This is a genomic window from Microbacterium sp. (assembly GCF_031180975.1).
Taxonomy (GTDB): domain Bacteria; phylum Actinomycetota; class Actinomycetes; order Actinomycetales; family Microbacteriaceae; genus Microbacterium.
In genome coordinates this window covers 72,997-91,082 of sequence record NZ_JAPSLI010000008.1, presented here as the reverse complement: position 1 = coordinate 91,082, position 18,086 = coordinate 72,997, and the positions used below count along the sequence as shown (strand labels likewise).

The 18,086-nt window shown below is 70.0% G+C and carries 14 protein-coding genes; 12 read left to right on the top strand and 2 right to left on the bottom strand.

Annotated elements, in window-relative coordinates:
* The first annotated feature begins 2 nt into the window (after positions 1–2).
* The 3 genes from RIF65_RS11780 (at position 3) to RIF65_RS11770 (ending at position 4,349) form a co-directional block, all read left to right on the top strand.
* On the top strand, positions 3–1,775 hold the full coding sequence (locus RIF65_RS11780) for a thioredoxin domain-containing protein (RefSeq protein ID WP_309065732.1): 1,773 nt from the start codon (positions 3–5) through the stop codon (positions 1,773–1,775).
* 196 nt (positions 1,776–1,971) lie between these two features.
* Positions 1,972–3,360 carry an amino acid permease gene (locus RIF65_RS11775; RefSeq protein WP_309065733.1) on the top strand — a complete coding sequence of 463 codons (1,389 nt, stop codon included), beginning with the start codon at positions 1,972–1,974 and terminating at the stop codon, positions 3,358–3,360.
* 77 nt (positions 3,361–3,437) lie between these two features.
* The gene (locus RIF65_RS11770; protein ID WP_309065734.1) at positions 3,438–4,349 is read left to right on the top strand and encodes a DUF808 domain-containing protein; all 912 of its coding nucleotides are present in this window, start codon (positions 3,438–3,440) and stop codon (positions 4,347–4,349) included.
* Positions 4,350–4,373: 24 nt separating this feature from the next.
* Here the strand turns inward: RIF65_RS11770 and RIF65_RS11765 are convergent, their stop codons facing one another.
* The gene (locus RIF65_RS11765; RefSeq protein ID WP_309065735.1) at positions 4,374–5,915 is read right to left on the bottom strand and encodes a dolichyl-phosphate-mannose--protein mannosyltransferase; all 1,542 of its coding nucleotides are present in this window, start codon (positions 5,913–5,915) and stop codon (positions 4,374–4,376) included.
* Between the two features lie 35 nt (positions 5,916–5,950).
* Between RIF65_RS11765 and rsmI the strand changes: the two genes are divergently transcribed.
* From rsmI to RIF65_RS11750, 3 genes are all read left to right on the top strand, one after another.
* Positions 5,951–6,766, top strand: a complete 816-nt coding sequence (rsmI, locus tag RIF65_RS11760; protein WP_309065736.1) for a 16S rRNA (cytidine(1402)-2'-O)-methyltransferase — start codon at positions 5,951–5,953, stop codon at positions 6,764–6,766.
* A gap of 340 nt (positions 6,767–7,106) precedes the next feature.
* Positions 7,107–8,684, top strand: a complete 1,578-nt coding sequence (metG, locus tag RIF65_RS11755; RefSeq protein WP_309065737.1) for a methionine--tRNA ligase — start codon at positions 7,107–7,109, stop codon at positions 8,682–8,684.
* Positions 8,685–8,783: 99 nt separating this feature from the next.
* A complete protein-coding gene (locus RIF65_RS11750) occupies positions 8,784–9,665 on the top strand; it encodes a TatD family hydrolase (RefSeq protein ID WP_309065738.1) in 882 nt (293 codons plus the stop codon).
* Here the strand turns inward: RIF65_RS11750 and RIF65_RS11745 are convergent.
* Positions 9,647–10,984 (bottom strand): MFS transporter, encoded by a 1,338-nt coding sequence (locus RIF65_RS11745; RefSeq protein ID WP_309065739.1) that lies wholly within the window; start codon positions 10,982–10,984, stop codon positions 9,647–9,649. The two genes, RIF65_RS11750 and RIF65_RS11745, sit on opposite strands and share 19 nt — an antisense overlap.
* A 56-nt stretch (positions 10,985–11,040) precedes the next feature.
* Between RIF65_RS11745 and rsmA the strand changes: the two genes are divergently transcribed.
* The 6 genes from rsmA (at position 11,041) to mmsB (ending at position 18,082) form a co-directional block, all read left to right on the top strand.
* Positions 11,041–11,883 carry a 16S rRNA (adenine(1518)-N(6)/adenine(1519)-N(6))-dimethyltransferase RsmA gene (gene rsmA, locus RIF65_RS11740; RefSeq protein WP_309065740.1) on the top strand — a complete coding sequence of 281 codons (843 nt, stop codon included), beginning with the start codon at positions 11,041–11,043 and terminating at the stop codon, positions 11,881–11,883.
* A gap of 55 nt (positions 11,884–11,938) precedes the next feature.
* Positions 11,939–13,003 (top strand): L-glyceraldehyde 3-phosphate reductase, encoded by a 1,065-nt coding sequence (gene mgrA / locus RIF65_RS11735; protein ID WP_309065741.1) that lies wholly within the window; start codon positions 11,939–11,941, stop codon positions 13,001–13,003.
* A gap of 7 nt (positions 13,004–13,010) precedes the next feature.
* Positions 13,011–13,943, top strand: a complete 933-nt coding sequence (locus RIF65_RS11730; RefSeq protein WP_309065742.1) for a 4-(cytidine 5'-diphospho)-2-C-methyl-D-erythritol kinase — start codon at positions 13,011–13,013, stop codon at positions 13,941–13,943.
* A 79-nt stretch (positions 13,944–14,022) separates the two neighbouring features.
* Positions 14,023–15,036, top strand: a complete 1,014-nt coding sequence (locus RIF65_RS11725; RefSeq protein ID WP_309065743.1) for a LacI family DNA-binding transcriptional regulator — start codon at positions 14,023–14,025, stop codon at positions 15,034–15,036.
* 158 nt (positions 15,037–15,194) lie between these two features.
* Complete coding sequence (gene mmsA / locus RIF65_RS11720; RefSeq protein ID WP_309065805.1) at positions 15,195–16,718, top strand: multiple monosaccharide ABC transporter ATP-binding protein; 1,524 nt, start codon at positions 15,195–15,197, stop codon at positions 16,716–16,718.
* The gene (gene mmsB, locus RIF65_RS11715) at positions 16,715–18,082 is read left to right on the top strand and encodes a multiple monosaccharide ABC transporter permease (protein WP_375142185.1); all 1,368 of its coding nucleotides are present in this window, start codon (positions 16,715–16,717) and stop codon (positions 18,080–18,082) included. Before mmsA ends, mmsB begins: the two co-directional genes overlap by 4 nt.
* Positions 18,083–18,086: the final 4 nt, after the last annotated feature.

Genomic DNA, 18,086 nt, shown 5'->3' with positions numbered 1-18,086 from the left:
GCATGACGAACCGTCTCGCCGCCGCCCTCAGCCCGTACCTGCGCGCGCATGCGGACAACCCCGTCCACTGGCATCCGTGGGGTCAGGACGCGTTCGACGAGGCGAGCCGTCGAGACGTGCCGCTGCTGATCTCGATCGGCTACTCCACCTGTCACTGGTGCCACGTCATGGCGCGCGAGTCGTTCGCCGACGAATCGACCGCCGCGGTCATCAACGCCGGCTTCGTCGCGGTGAAGGTGGACCGCGAGGAGCACCCCGACGTGGACGCCGCGTACATGGCCGCAGCGTCCGCCTTCACGCAGAACCTGGGCTGGCCGCTGACCGTGTTCGCGACGCCGCAGGGGCGCACGTTCTACGCCGGCACCTACTGGCCTCCGGTCTCCCGCGGCGGCTTGCCGGCGTTCCGCGAAGTGCTCGCGGCGGTTCGCGAGGCGTGGACCGAGCGCCGCGAGCAGGTGCAGGAGTCGTCGGATGCCGTCGCCGAGGCGCTCGCCGCCGCGGCCGCCGTCGAGCCCTCCGCACTGCCGGACGCCGAGGCGCTGCGCGTTGCCGCCGCGAAGATCCTGGAACGTGAAGACCCCCGGTTCGGCGGGTTCGGAGGAGCACCGAAGTTCCCGGTCGCGACCACCCTGCGGTTCCTGCAGGTCGTCGGCGAGGGCGCCGCCGCGCACCGCGCCCTGACGGCGATGGCCGGGTCTGAGCTGCGCGACCCGGTGGAGGGCGGCTTCTTCCGTTACGCCACCCAGCGCGACTGGAGCGTGCCGCACTACGAGCGGATGCTGACCGACAACGCGCAACTGCTCGAGGTCGCCCTCGATGACGGTGCGCACGACGTCGCGCGCGGCGTGGCGGCGTTCCTGCTCGGCGTGCTGCGCCGTCCGTCCGGCGGCTTCGGCGCCGCGCAGGACTCCGAGTCGTGGATCGACGGGGTGCGCGACGAGGGCGGCTACTACCGGCGAGATGCCGCGCAGCGGGCGCAGCTGGAGCCGCCGGCGGTGGACGCCAAGGTGATCACCGGCTGGAACGGCCTCGCGATCGGGGCCTTGGCGCGGGCCGGGTGGGCGCTCGGCCAACCGGACTGGGTGGCCGCCGCCGCCGACGCCGCCCGTCACGTCCTCGCCGTCAACCGTGACGGCGACGGCCGGCTGGTGCGCACCTCGGTGGAGGGTGTCGCTTCTGCTGCCGTCGCCACCGCCGCCGACCTCGGACTGCTGGCGGAAGGGCTGTTCGCGCTCGCCCTGGCCTCCGGCGACGCCGCGTGGGCGGCATCCGCTCTCGACCTGCTCGACGTGGAGGCCGCCGCCGACCCGGTGCTCGCCGCCCACGGCATCCCCGGCGCGTCCGACGACAGCGACGGCGACCTGCCGTCGGGAACGGCCGCCCTGGCCGCCGCGTCTCTCACGGCGTGGCGGCTGGGGGCGGGGGAGCGGCATCGCGCTCGCGCGGAGGAGCTCGTCGGCCGGGTCACGGCGCGGGCTCTCGCCCAGCCGTTCGCCTTCGGAGCACTGCTGGGGGTCGCCGCAGGACTCGCCACGCCGCCGCGGCAGGTCGTCGTGGTGACCTCCGAAACCGACGGCGCGCTCGCCGCCGCCGCCCGCCGGGTCGACGCCGACGTGGTCGCCGTGATCACACCCGAGCAGGCGCGGCGATTCGCGGATGCCGGTTTCGAGCTCTTCGCCGATAAGGACGCCACCGACGGCGCCGCCTACGACTGCCGGGCGTTCGTCTGCCGCCTGCCGGTGACGGATGCCGCGGAGCTGTCGCCCGCGCGCTGAGCGCACCACCGTGCAGAATGCCCAGCGGCCTGCCGCGCATACGGCGCTGACCGCGCGGCTTGCGCAGTGAGCACGCGACGATTTGCTCACCGCTTCGGTCGCGCTCTATTGTTTCGGCGTCCGGCCGATCCCCATCCGACGCTCGTCCCTGGAGCGTGTCCCCCGCCCACCGGCCGCAGGACAAGGAGGTCCGCTCATGAGCGCCGTTCCCGTCATCACCGCCACGACCAAGGGACTGCACCCCGGACTCACGCGCCGTCAGATCTCGATGATGGGTCTGGGTGGCGCGATCGGTGCCGGGCTGTTCGTCGGATCGGGGCAGGCGATCGGCGTGGCGGGGCCCGCCGTGCTGGTGTCGTATCTCGTGGCCGGCGCGATCGTCATCCTGGTGATGGCGATGCTGGCCGAGATGGTGGCGGCTCGCCCCAGTTCCGGCGCGTTCAGCTCGTACGCGCAGAAGGCGATGGGCCGCAGCGCCGGGAGCGCGGTGGGCTGGTTGTACTGGATCCAGCTCGTTGTGGTGATCGCGGCCGAGGCGACCGGAGCCGCCGGCATCGTGGAGGGCTGGGTTCCCGGCATCCCGGCGTGGATCTGGGTGCTGATCTTCGTCGTCGCGCTCACCGCGGTCAACCTTTTCGGGGTGCGCAACTACGGCATGTTCGAGTTCTGGTTCGCCGCGATCAAGGTGCTCGCGATCATCGCCTTCCTGGTCGTCGGCGCCGGCGCCATCCTCGGACTGGTGCCGGGTGTGCCGGCGACCGGGATCGGCAACCTCGTCGCGCACGGCGGCTTCGCGCCGAACGGCCTCGTGGGTGTCGCCGGGGCCCTGCTCATGGTGGTGTTCGCGTTCGGCGGCACCGAGGTCGTCGCGATCGCCGCCGCCGAGTCCGACGACCCGTCCCGCAACATCCGCCGCATCGTGCGCGAGGTCGTGGTGCGGATCCTGGTGTTCTACCTCGGCTCGATCTTCGTCATCGTGGCGGTGCTGCCCTGGAACTCGCCGGAGGTGCTGGACGGTCCGTTCTCGGCGGTGCTGGCGACGCTGCGGGTACCAGGGGTGGACCTGGTCATGTCGCTGATCGTCGTCATCGCGCTGCTGTCGGCGATGAACGCGAACATCTACGGCGCCTCCCGGATGTTCTTCTCGCTCGGTGAGCGCGGGCTGGCGCCGCTGGGCGTCACCCGCACCAGCGAGAAGGGCGTGCCGTACGTGGCGGTGCTGGCCTCGGTGGCGTTCGGTTTCGTCACGGTGGGGCTGAACTGGGCGTTCCCCGATGTCGTGCTCCCTGCCCTGTTGAACGTGGTGGGTTCCACGCTGCTGGTCATCTGGACGGCGACGGCCGTGTCGCAGATCATCCTGCGCAGCCGGGCGGACCGTGCCGGCGATCCGATGCCGATGCGCATGTGGGGCTTCCCCTGGCTGTCGTGGCTGTGCCTGGCCCTGCTGGCCGTGATCATCGTGCTGGCCATGTTCGACCCGGCCGCGCGGACCCAGCTGCTGCTCACCGCGGGGCTGACCGCCGCCCTCGTCGTCGGGGCCCGGCTCACGGGCGGCCGGTCGCGACCCGGGATGCTCACGCAGTAGCCGGGCTCGGCGGGCGGGGACGGTCGCCCGCGCCTAGTAGCGTTGTTGTTCCGCACTCTCGGAACCCAGGAGGCCCCATGTCCGTCGGTCTGCTCGCCGTCGTCGACGACATCCTCACCGCCGCCATCAAGGCGTCGTCGAAAGCCGCAGGCGTCGTCATCGACGACGCGGCCGTCACGCCGCAGTACGTGCAGGGGATCACTCCGGCCCGTGAACTGCCGGTGGTGGGGAAGATCGCGCTCGGGTCGATCGGGAACAAGTTCCTGGTGATCATCCCGGTCGCCATGCTGCTCACAGCCTTCGCCCCCTGGGTGCTTCCGTACCTGCTGATCCTGGGCGGGTCCTACCTGTGCTTCGAGGGCGCGGAGAAGGTGCTGGAGTGGTTCGGTTTCGGGCACGGCCACGCAGAGGAGGGCGCGAGGGACGAGAAGCGCCTGGTGTGGGGTGCGATCCGCACCGACCTGATCCTCTCCACGGAGATCATGCTCATCTCCCTCGCCAGCCTCGACCCCAAGGCGGGGCTGTGGCAGACGCTCGCGGTCCTGTCCGTCATCGCCGTGCTGATGACCGTGCTGGTGTACGGGGCGGTCGCCCTGCTGGTGAAGATCGACGACATCGGTCTGCGCATGGCGACCAGCTCCTCGGCGCAGGTTCGCGGGACCGGCGAGGGCATCGTGCGTGCCATGCCGGCCGTGTTCCGGGTGATCAGCGTGATCGGCACCGTCGCCATGCTGTGGGTGGGCGGTCACCTGGTGATCGTGAACCTGGGGGAGGTGGGTGTGCACTTCCTCGCCGACTTCCTGCACGGTGTCGAGCACGCCATCGAGGGCGCCGGCGGGTTCGTGGTGTGGGTCGTCGACACGGCGATCTCGGCCGTGGTCGGCTTCGTCGAGGGCCTGCTGATCGTCGGTATCGTGCTCGGCATCGGCCGGATGCTGGGCAAGCGGCCCACCTTCGACGAGGCGCACGCCCCGGTCGGCGAGCACTGACCAGCGCCCGATCGAAGAACCGCGTCAGATCCAGCCCGGCATCCAGTTGTGGATGAGCCAGAACGAGTAGGGGACGCTCATCCCGGTCCACACCGGGTAGTAGAACGCCGAGACCAGGACCACCACGACCAGGCACACCGCGATGGTGCGCTGCCCGGCCTGGCGGCGGTGCAGCGGCGCGTCCGGCGCGCCGGCCAGTGACCGCAGCGCCACCACCAGCGCCAGCAGCAGGAACGGCACCATCACGACCGTGTAGAACTGGAAGATCGTGCGGTGCGGGACGAACAGCCACGGCACGTACGTCGCCAGCAGCCCGACGAGCGGGAACGACACCATGCTCGGCACCGGCGTCCCGTCGAGGAGGGCGCGCAGGACACGGAAGAGCAGGAACAGCGTCGCGGCCACGCCGCCGTACCAGATCAGCGGGTTGGGAACCGACGAGATCACGGCAATGCAGTGGTCGGTGCCGCACGGCGCCGGATCGTCGCTCACCCAGATCGCGGTCGGACGCAGCAGCAGCGGCCACTGCCACGCGGGGCTCTCGTAGCGGTGCCCGCTGACCAGTCCGACGTGGAAGGCGAGGATCGACTCGTGGTACTTCCACAACGCGATCAGCGGGTTCGGGTCACTGGCGCGGTCGTACCCGCCTGACGTGACCAACCAGCCCGTCCAGCTCACCAGATAGGTCAGCAGCGCGGGCCCCACCAGCAGCAGGAACGAAGCGGGACCCTGCCGCAAGGCGGCATCCGTCGGCCACAGCACGACGCCGGCGCGGCGGCGGGCGAGCGCGTCGGTGACCACCGTGTACAGCCCGACGACCGCCAGCGCGTACAGCCCCGACCACTTGACCGCGGATGCCGCTCCGAGCGCCACACCGGCCGCCACCAGCCACGGGCGCGCCCACAGCACCGGTCCGGTCATCCGCTCGCCGGTCGCGGCGTCGAGGAGCGGCAGCGTCCGCTCGCGATCGTGCAGCACGAACAGGAAGCCGAGCAGGATGAAGAAGGTGAGGATGCCGTCCAGCAGCCCGATCCGGCTCATCACGATCCCGAGGCCGTCGATGGCGAGCAGACCGCCGGCGATCGCGGCGAGCGCGCGCGATCGGGTCAGACGCAGCGCCACGAGGTAGACCAGCAGGACGGTCAGCGACCCCAGCACCGCGACGCCCAGGCGCCAGCCGACGCTCGACCCGGGGCCGGTCAGGGCCATGCCGAGGGCGATGACCCACTTGCCCAGTGGAGGGTGCACGACGTACGCGGCCTCCCGGCTCAGCCCGGACGCGTCGCCCCGCGCCAGCGCGGCATCCGCCCCCTCGTCCCACTTCGCCTCGTAGCCGAACGTCCACAGCGACCAGGCGTCCTTGACGTAGTACGTCTCGTCGAACATGATCTCGTGCGGGTGGCCGAGGTTCACCAGACGAAGCACCGCCGCGAGCAGGGTGAGCACCGCGGGGACCACCCACGACAGCATCCGGTCGCGCGCTGCGGTCGCGACCAAGCGATCGCGCAGCCGCTCGAGACCCGTCCGGCGCGCGTCCAGCGGCGGCAGGAGCGGGGCGGCGGTCACCCGATCAGACTATCCGCGCCGCCTAAGCTGGGCGGATGATCATCCTCGCGGCGACCCCGATCGGCAACCTGGGCGACGCGTCGCGGCGCCTGATCGAGGTGCTCGAGAACGCCGAGGTCGTCGCCGCCGAGGACACCAGGACCACCCAGCGGCTGCTGCAGGCGCTCGGCGTCGTGAACCGTCCGCGCCTGATCGCGCTGCACGACCACAACGAGAAGCAGAAGGCCGGGGAGCTGGCCGAGCTGGCCGCTGAGCGGGATCTGGTCGTGCTGAGCGACGCAGGGATGCCGACCGTGAGCGACCCCGGCTACGGCCTGGTCGCCGCGGCCGTCGAACGGGGAGTGACGGTCACGGCGATTCCCGGGCCGAGCGCCGTCGTCACCGCGCTCGCCGTGTCCGGGCTGCCCACAGACCGGTTCACGTTCGAGGGGTTCCTGCCGCGCAAGCCCGGGGAGCGCCGGCACGCGCTGCGGATGCTGGCGGCGGAGCCGCGCACCATGGTGTTCTTCGAGTCGCCGTCGCGCCTGGCCGCGACGCTCGGCGACATGGTCTCGGTTCTGGGTGCGGAACGCCGGGTCGCGGTGTGCCGGGAGCTGACCAAGCTCTACGAAGAGGTCCGCCGGGGCACGGCATCCGAGCTGGTCGCCTGGGCCGAGGCGGGCGTGAAAGGCGAGATCGTCGTGGTCGTCGAAGGTGCCGCGCCCCGGTCGGTGTCCGCGGAGGACGCCTCCGCGCAGGTGCAGGCGCTCGTCGCGTCTGGCATGCGTCTGAAGGACGCCTGCGCCGAGGTGGCCGCGGCGACCGGCCTGTCGTCCCGCGATCTGTACCAGCAGGCGCTCGCCGCCCGGTGACCGCCTTGCCGTGCGAGTGCGCGGCTTCCCGACGCGTGGCCCTCGAGTGCACGGCTTCCCGTCGAGTGCACGGCTTCCCGGCGCGAACTTCCCGTACACCCGGCGGCAACCGGTGCACTCGCCGCCGCCGGTGACCGCGACTGTGCGGCTTCCCGTGCGCTCGGAGCGAGAGGTCGGCGTCTACCGGTTCCGCGCCGGCCGTGCTTCGCAGTTCTGCAGAAGATCGCAGCCGCTGACCGGATCGGCTGCGAGACTGTGCAGATCTGCGAGGCAGCGCAGCGCCTGCGCCCCCATGGTCACGAATCCGTCCGGCATCCGCATCAGCCCTAGAATCGAACCCATGCCCGCAGGCGACTCGTTCTACATCACCACGCCCATCTACTACCCCTCCGACGTGCCCCACATCGGTCACGGGTACACGACGGTGGCGGTCGACACGCTCGCCCGCTGGCACCGTCAGGCCGGTGACGACACCTGGATGCTCACGGGTACCGACGAGCACGGCCAGAAGATGCTGCGCGCCGCCGCCGCCAACAACGTCACCCCGCAGGAATGGGTCGACAAGCTCGTCGGCGAGAGCTGGTTCCCGCTGTTGAAGACCCTCGACGTCGCCAACGACGACTTCATCCGCACCACTCAGGAGCGGCACGAGAAGAACGTGCAGGTGTTCTTCCAGAAGCTGTACGACGCCGGGTACATCTACGCCGGCGAGTACGAGGCGTTGTACTGCGTGGGCTGTGAGGAGTTCAAGCCCGAGTCCGAGATCGTCGACGGCACCGGGCCGTTCGAAGGCCTGAAGGTCTGCGCGATCCACTCCAAGCCGCTCGAACTGCTGCAGGAGAAGAACTACTTCTTCAAGCTCAGCGAGTTCCAGGACCGCCTGCTCGAGCTGTACAAGACCGAACCCGACTTCGTGCGTCCCGACTCGGCTCGCAACGAGGTGGTCTCGTTCGTGAGCCAGGGCCTGAAGGACCTCTCCATCTCCCGCTCCACCTTCGACTGGGGCATCCCGCTGCCGTGGGACGAATCGCACGTGATCTACGTGTGGGTGGACGCCCTGCTGAACTACGCCACCGCCATCGGCTACGGCGCGGATCAGGAGACCTTCGACCGCCGCTGGCCCGGCTACCACGTCGTCGGCAAGGACATCCTCCGCTTCCACGCCGTCATCTGGCCGGCCATGCTGATGGCCGCCGGCCTCGACGTGCCGAAGGGCGTCTTCGCGCACGGCTGGCTGCTCGTCGGCGGCGAGAAGATGTCGAAGTCGAAGCTCACCGGCATCGCCCCGACCGAGATCACCGACGTGTTCGGCTCGGACGCCTACCGGTTCTACTTCCTGTCCGCGATCGCGTTCGGACAGGACGGCTCGTTCTCGTGGGAGGACCTCTCCGCCCGCTACCAGGCGGAGCTCGCGAACGGCTTCGGCAACCTGGCCTCGCGCACGATCGCGATGATCGAGAAGTACTTCGACGGCACCGTCCCCGAGGCCGCCGAGTACACCGAGCAGGACCTCGCGATCCAGCGCACCGTCGCCGACGCCGCCACCCGAGCGGATGCCGCGGTGCAGAGCTTCCGGATCGACGAGGCGATCTCGTCGATCTGGACGATCGTGGACGCGTTGAACGGGTACATCACCGACAACGAGCCGTGGGCGCTCGCCCGCGACGAGGCGCAGCGCGCCCGCCTCGGGACCGTGCTGTACACCTGTGCCGAAGGACTGCGCGCCCTCGCCGTGCTGCTGTCGCCGGTCATGCCGCAGTCCACCGCGAAGCTGTGGGACGCCCTCGGCGTCCAGGGCGCACTCGGCGGGCTGCAGGAGCAGCCGATCCGCCAGGCCGGCGAGTGGGGCAAGCTGCCCGCCGGTACCCGCGTCCAGGCACTCGCGCCGCTGTTCCCGCGCGTGGAGCAGACCGTCTGATCCGATGACCGCGTTTCGTCTCGCTGCGCTCGCTCAACGACCGGGGGCGGAACCGATCGTGAGCGTCGAACGCCGAGCGCAGCGAGGAGACGAAACGCCATGACCGACCGCAACACGTACGTCCAGGCGCGCCCCGCCGAGGGCCGGAAGGATCTGCGCTATCCGCCGGCGCCCGATCCCCTGACGGTGCCGGTGTACGACAACCACGCGCACCTGGAGATCCTCGACGGCGAGGAGCCGCTCGACCTCGCCGAGCAGCTCGACCGCGCCGTGGCAGTGGGCATCGCGGGCGTCGTCCAGGCATCAGGCGATATCGAGTCGTCGCGCTGGGCGGTCGCCGCCGCCGAGCAGGATGCCAGGGTGCTCGCCGCCGTGGCGATCCACCCCAACGACGCACCCGCGTACGCCGCCGACGGTCGTCTTGAGGAGGCCGTCGCCGTCATCGACGAGCTCGCCGCGTACCCGCGCACGCGCGCCATCGGCGAGACCGGACTGGACTACTTCCGCACCGACGAGGCGGGACGGCCCGCCCAGCACGAGTCCTTCGAGGCGCACATCACACTGGCGAAGAAGCACGGCATCGCGATGCAGATCCACGACCGGGACGCGCACGACGACGTGCTCGAGACGCTCGCCCGTGTCGGCGCACCGGAGCGCACCGTGTTCCACTGCTTCTCCGGGGACGAGGACATGGCGCGCGTGTGCGCGGATGCCGGGTACTACCTGTCCTTCGCCGGCAACGTCACCTTCAAAAACGCGCAGAACCTCCGCGACGCGCTGCACGTGACCCCGGTGGAGCGCATCCTGGTCGAGACGGATGCCCCGTTCCTCACCCCGGTGCCGCTGCGCGGCCGCCCGAACGCGCCCTACTTGGTGCCGATCACGGTGCGCTTCATGGCGGCGGAGCTCGGACTGGACGTCGACGAGCTGTGTGCGCAGCTCGCCGCGAACACGCTCGCCGTCTACGGCTCGTTCGACTGAACGGCATCCGGGTCGGCCGACCGCGGCGTCTCCCCGATCTCGGCCGGGGCGGCGGCGATGTGCGACAGTGATCGCCACACCACCAGCAGCGTGACCGCCGCACCGCCGAAGGCGAACCACCACGGCGCCGTCAGCCCCCAGACCTGCGCGATGACGCCGCCGAGCGCCTGCCCGAACACCATCCCGCCGAACACGCACACCATGTTCACCGACGAGACGCGGCCCTGCAGATCGTGGGGCACGAGCCGCTGCCGCACAGTGGTCGAGATCGTCCCCCACACGAACGCGTACGCGCCGAAACCGAACATGATCACCAGCGCCACCCACCCGGTGGTCGTCAGTGCGAACGCGAGGTGCATCACCACCTCGAGCGACAGGCACACCCGCATGAGCACGGTGAACGACACATGCCGCTCCAGCCAGCCGAACGACATCGTGCTCAGCAGCCCGCCCAGAGCGGATGCCGTCGTCAGCGCCCCGTACCCGACCGGCCCCATCCCCAGATGCTCGGTCGCGTACAGCACGAGGATGCCCCACGGTGCCGCCCAGGTGATGTTGAACACCAGGATGATCGTCACCAGGGTCCGCACCGGCGGGTTGCGCCACAGCCAGCGCAGCCCCTGCGCGATGTCGGTGTGCACCGGTGTCCGCTGCCGCGTCCCTGAGCCTGTCGAGGGACTTGGGCCTGTCGAGGGACTTGGGCCTGCCGAAGGGCGCGCCGGAACCGGCGTGCGTGCCATGCGGGAGATCAGCACCACGGCGAGCGAGACGCAGATCACCTCGACGAGGAACGGCCAGGCGCTCCCCGCGGCGAACAGGAACGCGCCCAACGGCGGCCCGGCGAACTGGTTGGCGACCAGGTAGCCCGCCTGCAGCCGCGCGTTGCCGGTGCCGAGATCGGCCGGCTTGACGATCATCGGCAGCAGCGTGCTGCCGGCGGTGTCGACGAAGACTTCGGCCGTGCCGTAGAGGAATGCCACGGCGAGGACGATCCAGATGTTGGCGACGCCCGTCACGAGCACCACGCACAGGCCGGCCAGCACGACGGCTCGGGCGGTGTTCGCGAACATCACCAGCCGGCGGCGGTCGAATCGATCGGCGATGGCTCCCGCGTGCAGCCCGAAGATCAGCCACGGCAGGAACTGCAGCACGGCGCCCGCCGCGACCAGGATGGGCGACGGGGTCATCGATGCGATGAGCAGCGGAGCTGCGGCGAGGGCCACGCCGTCACCGATGTTGCTCGTCCACGACGACGCCAGCAGCCACCGGAAGCCCCTGCCCATCCGGCGGGGTGCGACCAGTTCACCGAGGGAGGGCATCCGTCCAGAGTAGTGGTGGTCACGGACGCCCGCGGTGGGTGGGGGACAATGGACGGATGACCGTCACCCTGCTCGGCACCACCGAGATCCGCCGGCTCGCGACCGAGCTCGACGTCACCCCGACCAAGAAGCTCGGCCAGAACTTCGTCGTCGACGCGAACACCGTCCGCAAGATCGTGCAGGCCGCCGACGTCCGGGCCGGTGAGAGCGTCGTTGAGATCGGGCCGGGGCTGGGCTCGCTCACCCTCGCCATCCTGGAGGCGGGTGCCACCGTCACCGCCGTGGAGATCGATCACCGGCTCGCCGCGCGCCTGGCGCAGACCGCCGCCGAGCACGGCGTCCCCGACGGCGCGCTGACCGTCGTCGACGCCGACGCGATGCGCGTGACAGCACTGCCGAACGCCCCCGCCGTGCTGGTGGCCAACCTGCCGTACAACGTGTCGGTTCCCGTGCTGCTGCACTTCCTCGAGACGTTCCCCGGGCTGCAGCGCGGTGTGGTCATGGTGCAGGCCGAAGTCGCGGAACGCCTCGCCGCGAAGCCGGGGTCGAAGATCTACGGCGCGCCCAGCGTGAAGGCGGCGTGGTACGGCCCGTGGCGGCTCACCGGCACGGTGTCGCGCCAGGTGTTCTGGCCGGTGCCGAACGTCGACAGCCTGCTGGTGGGATTCCATCGCGACCCCGAGCCGCGCGGCGGCGATGACGAGCGGAGGCGCACCTTCCAGATCGTGGACGCCGCGTTCAACCAGCGCCGCAAGATGCTTCGGCAGGCGCTGTCCGGGTTCTTCGGCGGCTCCGCCGCGGCATCCGACGCCCTCATCGCAGCCGGCGTCGCCCCCACGGCGCGCGGCGAGGACCTCACCGTCGACGACTACCACCGCGTCGCCCGCATCGGCATGTGACGGCCCGCCCGCCGCGCCCGCGCGTGGCGACGGCGTATCCGGCTAACCTGGCACGGTGACCGAACCGCGCTTCCTCCCCGACGTCCCCGAGGTCCACCGGCCGTACGCCGCCTCCGCCGATCGTTACGGCCGGTTCGAGTACCGTCAGGTCGGCTCGTCCGGCCTGTATCTGCCGCCCATCTCCCTCGGCCTGTGGTGGAACTTCGGCGACAACATCCCCCTCGACAACCAGCGCGCCCTGCTCCGCCACGCTTTCGACAGCGGCATCACGCACTTCGATCTGGCGAACAACTACGGCCCGCCGCACGGCTCGGCCGAGAAGAACTTCGGGCGCATCCTCGCTGAGGACCTCCGGCCCTACCGCGATGAACTGATCATCTCGTCCAAAGCGGGCTGGGACATGTGGCCTGGTCCCTACGGCGACCTCGGCAGTCGCAAGTACATCCTCGCCAGCGCCGAGCAGTCCCTCATGCGAATGGGACTCGAGTACGTCGACATCTTCTACTCGCACCGGGTGGACCCTGTGACGCCCGTCGAGGAGACGATCGGCGCCCTGGACACCCTGGTCCGTCAGGGCAAGGCGCTGTACGTCGGCATCTCCTCCTACAGCGCCGAGCGCACCGCGGCGGCCGTCGCGGTCGCCCGCGACCTGGGCACGCCCCTGGTCATCCACCAGCCGTCCTACTCGATCCTGAACCGCTGGATCGAGGACGGGCTCACCGACACACTGCGCACCGAGGGACTGGGCGCCATCGCGTTCACACCGCTCGCGCAGGGCCTGCTCACCGACAAGTACCTCGCCGACGGCACCGCCGAGCGCGCGCAGAAGCGCGGGTCGCTCCCCGAGCGTCCGGTCAACGAGGAGGGCCTGCGGGTGCTCCGCGGCCTGAACGACATCGCCGCCGCCCGCGGTCAGTCGCTCGCCCAGCTCGCCCTGCAGTGGACGCTCCGCGACCCCGTGGTCGCCTCGGCGCTGATCGGCGCTTCGCGACCCGAGCAACTCGACGAGAACATCGCCGCGCTCGACGGCCCCGCCTTTGCCGACGACGAGCTGGCCGCGATCGACGCGCTCTCGCACGGCATCGACGTCAACCTCTGGGCGACGTCGTCGGAGCTCTGAGCACACGATGAGCCTCGCGCACCGATCGGATGCCGTGCACGTGCGCGCCCCGGGCAAGATCAACGTCTACCTCGGGGTGGGGGCGAGGCACGACGACGGATACCACGCGCTGGCGACCGTCTTCCAGGCGGTGTCGCTGTACGAGGACGTGTTCGCGCACCCCGCCGCCGACTTCTCGGTGTCGGTGAGCGGGGCCGCCGACCCGGCATCCGTCCCTACCGACGAACGGAACCTCGCACTGCGGGCCGCCCGACTGCTCGCCGAGGAGACCGGCGTGAGCGACGGCGTCGCGCTCGAGCTGCGCAAGGGCGTCCCGGTGGCGGGCGGCATGGGCGGCGGGTCGGCGGACGCCGCCGCCGCGCTGGTCGCCTGCGACGCGCTGTGGGGCACGGATGTCGGACCCGCGCGCCTGCACGCCCTCGCGTCGCGTCTGGGAGCGGACGTGCCGTTCGCTCTGCACGGCGGCACCGCGGTGGGCACCGGGCGCGGCGATCGGCTCACCCCCGCTCTGGCCCGAGGTCGCTTCGACTGGGTGCTCGTCACCAGTGACCAGGGGCTGTCGACCCCGCAGGTGTACCGCCGGCTGGATCAGCTGCGCGAGTCGAGGGGTGCGCTCGCCGACGACCCGCCGCTGTCACTCGACGTCCCGGTGGCGGTGCTGCAGGCGCTGCGCGCGGGAGACGCGCAGGCGCTCGCTCCGGTGATGCTGAACGACCTCGAGGCCGCCGCAGTCGCCGAGCGGCCCGAGCTGGACGCCGTGCTCGCCGACGGCGTCCGCGCCGGCGCCCTGACCGGCATCGTGTCGGGGTCGGGCCCCACTCTGGCGTTCCTGTGCGCGGGGCCGGAAGCCGCACGCGCCGTGCAGGAAGAGCTGCGCGCCACCGGGCGTGAGGCGCTGCACGTACACGGACCGGTGGCGGGCGCGCGCATCATCGGCTGAGCCCGACGGGGTGCGTGCACGGGGGCGGCGTGCCATGATGGAGGCATCGTGTGACCGTGCACATGCAAGGAGGCGTGCCATGACCGCAGCCTCCGAGCGCGCCCGCACGCCCAGCATCCGCGACGTCGCCCGGCTGGCCGGGGTGTCGCACCAGACCGTCTCCCGGGTCCTGAACGACCATCCCAGCATCCGCCCCGAGACCAAGGCGAAGGTGCTGGACGCCATCGCCGTCCTCGATTACCGCCCCAACCTCGCGGCGCGGGCGCTGGTGACCAGCCGCTCCCAGACTCTCGGCATCCTCTCCGCCACGGTGGGGGAGTTCGGACCGACCTCGTCCATCGCCGCCATCGAGGAGGCCGCCCGCGCGGAGGGGTACTCGGTGTCCACTCTCAACCTGCCCGAGACGACGCCGGAGGCGATCGGCGCCGCGGTGCGCCAGCTGGGCAGGGAGCACGTCGACGGAATCGTCGTGCTCGCGCCGCAGGTGCGCGTGTTCCATGTCCTGCGTGGCATGGCATCCTCGGTGCCCTTCGTCACGCTGCAGACCGCCTCCGGCTCCGACGGGGTGAGCCTCTCCGCCGACCAGGTCGCCGGCGCCCGGGCCGTGACGGAGCATCTCATCGACCTGGGGCACACCGACATCCTGCATCTCGCCGGCCCGCAGGACTGGATCGAGGCGGAGTCGCGCATGCGCGGCTATCTCGACGCGCTGCGGGATGCCGACCTGCCGACGTTCCCGCCGATCCGCGGCGACTGGACCGCGGACTTCGGCTATTTCGCGGGGCAGGAGCTCGCGCGCCGGCCCGACTTCACCGCGGTGTTCGCCGCGAACGACCTGATGGCGATCGGGCTCATGCACGGCTTCCGTGACGCGGGACTGCGCGTTCCGCACGATGTCAGCGTCGCCGGTTTCGACGACATCCCGGTCGCCGCCCACGTCGCCCCCACGCTGACCACGGTGCACCAGGACTTCTCCGAACTGGGGCGCCGGGCCGTGCGCATCCTGCTCGCCGAGATCCGCGACGAGCCGATCCCCGCGTTCCCCGCTCTGGCGCCCGTCTTGCGCATGCGCGAATCCGCGGCGGCGCGCTGACAGTCGGTCTCGATCAGGTCTTGACAGCCGTCCTGCGAAGGATGCACCATTGGTTTTGCCGATGTGACCGTTCACATCGAGTCACAGCCGTTCACCGTCGAGGGAGATCCGTGAGCACCACTGCTGCGCTGCCGACCGTCTCTGGTCCCATCCTGGAGATGCGGCACATCACCAAGGAGTTCCCGGGGGTGAAGGCCCTGGCGGACGTGTCGATCACCGTGCGCACCGGCGAGGTGCACGCGATCTGCGGCGAGAACGGCGCGGGGAAGTCGACGCTGATGAAGGTGCTCTCCGGGGTCTACCCGTACGGCACCTACGACGGCGACATCCTGCTGTACGGCGAGGAGCAGCGCTTCAAGGACATCGCCGCCAGCGAGGCCGCCGGCATCGTGATCATCCACCAGGAGCTGGCCCTCATCCCCGAGCTGTCGGTCACCGAGAACATCTTCCTCGGCAACGAGATCCGCCGCGGCGGCGTGATCGACTGGATGGCGCAGAAGCAGCGCGCGGTCGAGCTGCTCGCCCGGGTGGGGCTGAACGAGGACCCCGATGTCGCGATCAAGCACCTCGGCGTCGGCAAGCAGCAGCTCATCGAGATCGCCAAGGCGCTCAACAAGGACGTGAAGCTCCTCATTCTCGACGAGCCCACCGCCGCACTGAACGAGAACGACTCGCAGCACCTGCTGGACCTCATCCTCGGGCTGAAGGCGAAGGGGATCACCTCGATCATCATCAGTCACAAGCTCAACGAGATCGAGCAGATCGCCGACGAGATCACCATTATCCGCGACGGGCGCACCATCGAGACGCTCGACATCTCGCGCGGCGAGATCAACGAGGATCGCATCATCCGCGGCATGGTCGGCCGCTCTCTGGAGAGCCGCTACCCGGACCGCACGCCTGAGATCGGCGAGGTGTTCTTCGAGGTGAAGGACTGGTGGGTGCAGCACCCCACCGTGTCCGAGCGCATGGTCGTGAAGGGGTCCAGCATCAACGTCCGCCGCGGTGAGGTGGTCGGCATCGCCGGACTCATGGGAGCGGGGCGCACCGAGTTCGCGATGAGCATCTTCGGCCGCTCCTACGGCATCTTCCAGTCCGGGACGATCATCAAGGACGGACAGGAGATCGTGATCCCCGACGTGGCGTCGGCGATCAAGCACGGTCTCGCCTACGTCAGCGAGGACCGCAAGGTGCTGGGACTCAACCTGCTCGACACCATCAAGCGGTCCACGGTCGCCGCGAAGCTGTCGAAGATCTCCACGCGCGGCGTCGTCGACGAGCGCAAGGAGTTCGCCATCGCCGAGCAGTACCGCAAGGCGCTGCGGATCAAGACTCCGACGGTCGAGGAGGGCGTCGCGAAGCTCTCCGGCGGCAACCAGCAGAAGGTCGTGCTGGCGAAGTGGATGTTCACCGACCCCGACCTGCTGATCCTCGACGAGCCCACCCGCGGCATCGACGTCGGCGCCAAGTACGAGATCTACTCGATCATCAACGACCTCGCCGCGCAAGGGAAGGGCGTCATCGTCATCTCCAGCGAGCTTCCGGAGCTGCTCGGCATCACCGACCGCATCTACACGATCTTCGAAGGTCGGGTCACCGACTGCATCCCCTCCGATCAGGCCACCCCGGAGGAGCTCATGCGCAGCATGACCTCCGCTACCCAGAAAGCAGAAACGAAGTGACCACTGATCAGTCCTCGGCGAAGCGCGGCTTCCACCTCGGCGACATCAAGAAGATGTTCGGCGGCGGTCAGTCGACGCTGCGCCAGTTCGGCATCCTCGGCAGCCTCATCGTCATCCTGCTGGTCTTCCAGATCCTGACGTTCGTGATCAAGGGGCAGGGCCTGACACTGTCGTCCGGCAACCTCATCAACGTCGTCAACCAGTACTCGTACATCCTGATCCTGGCGATCGGCATGGTGATGGTGATCATCATGGGCCACATCGACCTGTCGGTCGGCTCGGTGGCCGCGTTCACCGGCATCGTCGTCGCCAAGGCGATGGCTGAATGGAACCTGCCCTGGCCGCTCGCGATCCTGCTCGGCCTCGGCGTCGGCATCCTCGTCGGCGCCTGGCAGGGGTTCTGGGTGGCGTACGTCGGTGTGCCCGCCTTCATCGTGACCCTCGCCGGCATGCTGTTCTTCCGCGGCGCCAACCAGTGGGTCGGGCAGTCCACCACGGTGCCGGTGCCCAGGGAGTTCCAGTACATCGGCGCGGGCTACCTGCCCGAGGTGGCGCTGCCGCTGAACTTCAACGTGCCCACCATGATCCTCGCCCTGCTCGGCGTCGCGTGGATCGTGTTCTGGGAGATCCGCACCCGTCGCGTGCAGAAGAAGATGGGCTCGGACAGCGCGCCGCTCTGGGTGAGCACCACCAAGGTCGTCATCCTGTCCGTCGTGATCCTGATCGCGGGCTGGCTGTTCGCGACCGGGCGCCCCGGCACGAGCTTCCCGGTCTCGGGCATCATCCTGCTCGTCCTGGTGATCCTGTACAGCTTCATCACCAACAGCACCGTGTTCGGTCGGCACATCTACGCCGTCGGCGGCAACCGGCAGGCTGCCCGGCTGTCGGGCGTCAAGGATCGCTGGGTCGACTTCTTCGTCATGATGAACATGTCGGTGCTGGCATCGCTGGCAGGCATGATCTACGTGGCCAGGGCGACCGCCTCCGGCCCGCAGGACGGCAACGGCTGGGAGCTGGATGCCATCGCCTCGGTGTTCATCGGCGGCGCCGCCGTCTCGGGCGGCATCGGAACCGTGATCGGGTCGATCATCGGTGGTCTGGTGATGGCGTTCCTGAACAACGGCCTGGCGCTGCTGGGCGCCGGCGCCGACGTGGTGTCGATGATCAAGGGCCTGGTGCTGCTGTTCGCCGTCGGTGTCGATGTCTGGAACAAGCAGCAGGGCCGCCCGTCCGTCATCGGCTTCCTCACCCGTCGCAGTGGGCGCCGGCACGGTCCGGAGGACGGTCTGTTCTCGCCCGACGAGAAGCTCAAGGCCAACCAGCCGTTCGAAACCCCCGCCGTCGAGAAGGCGCGCGGAAAGTAGCGGA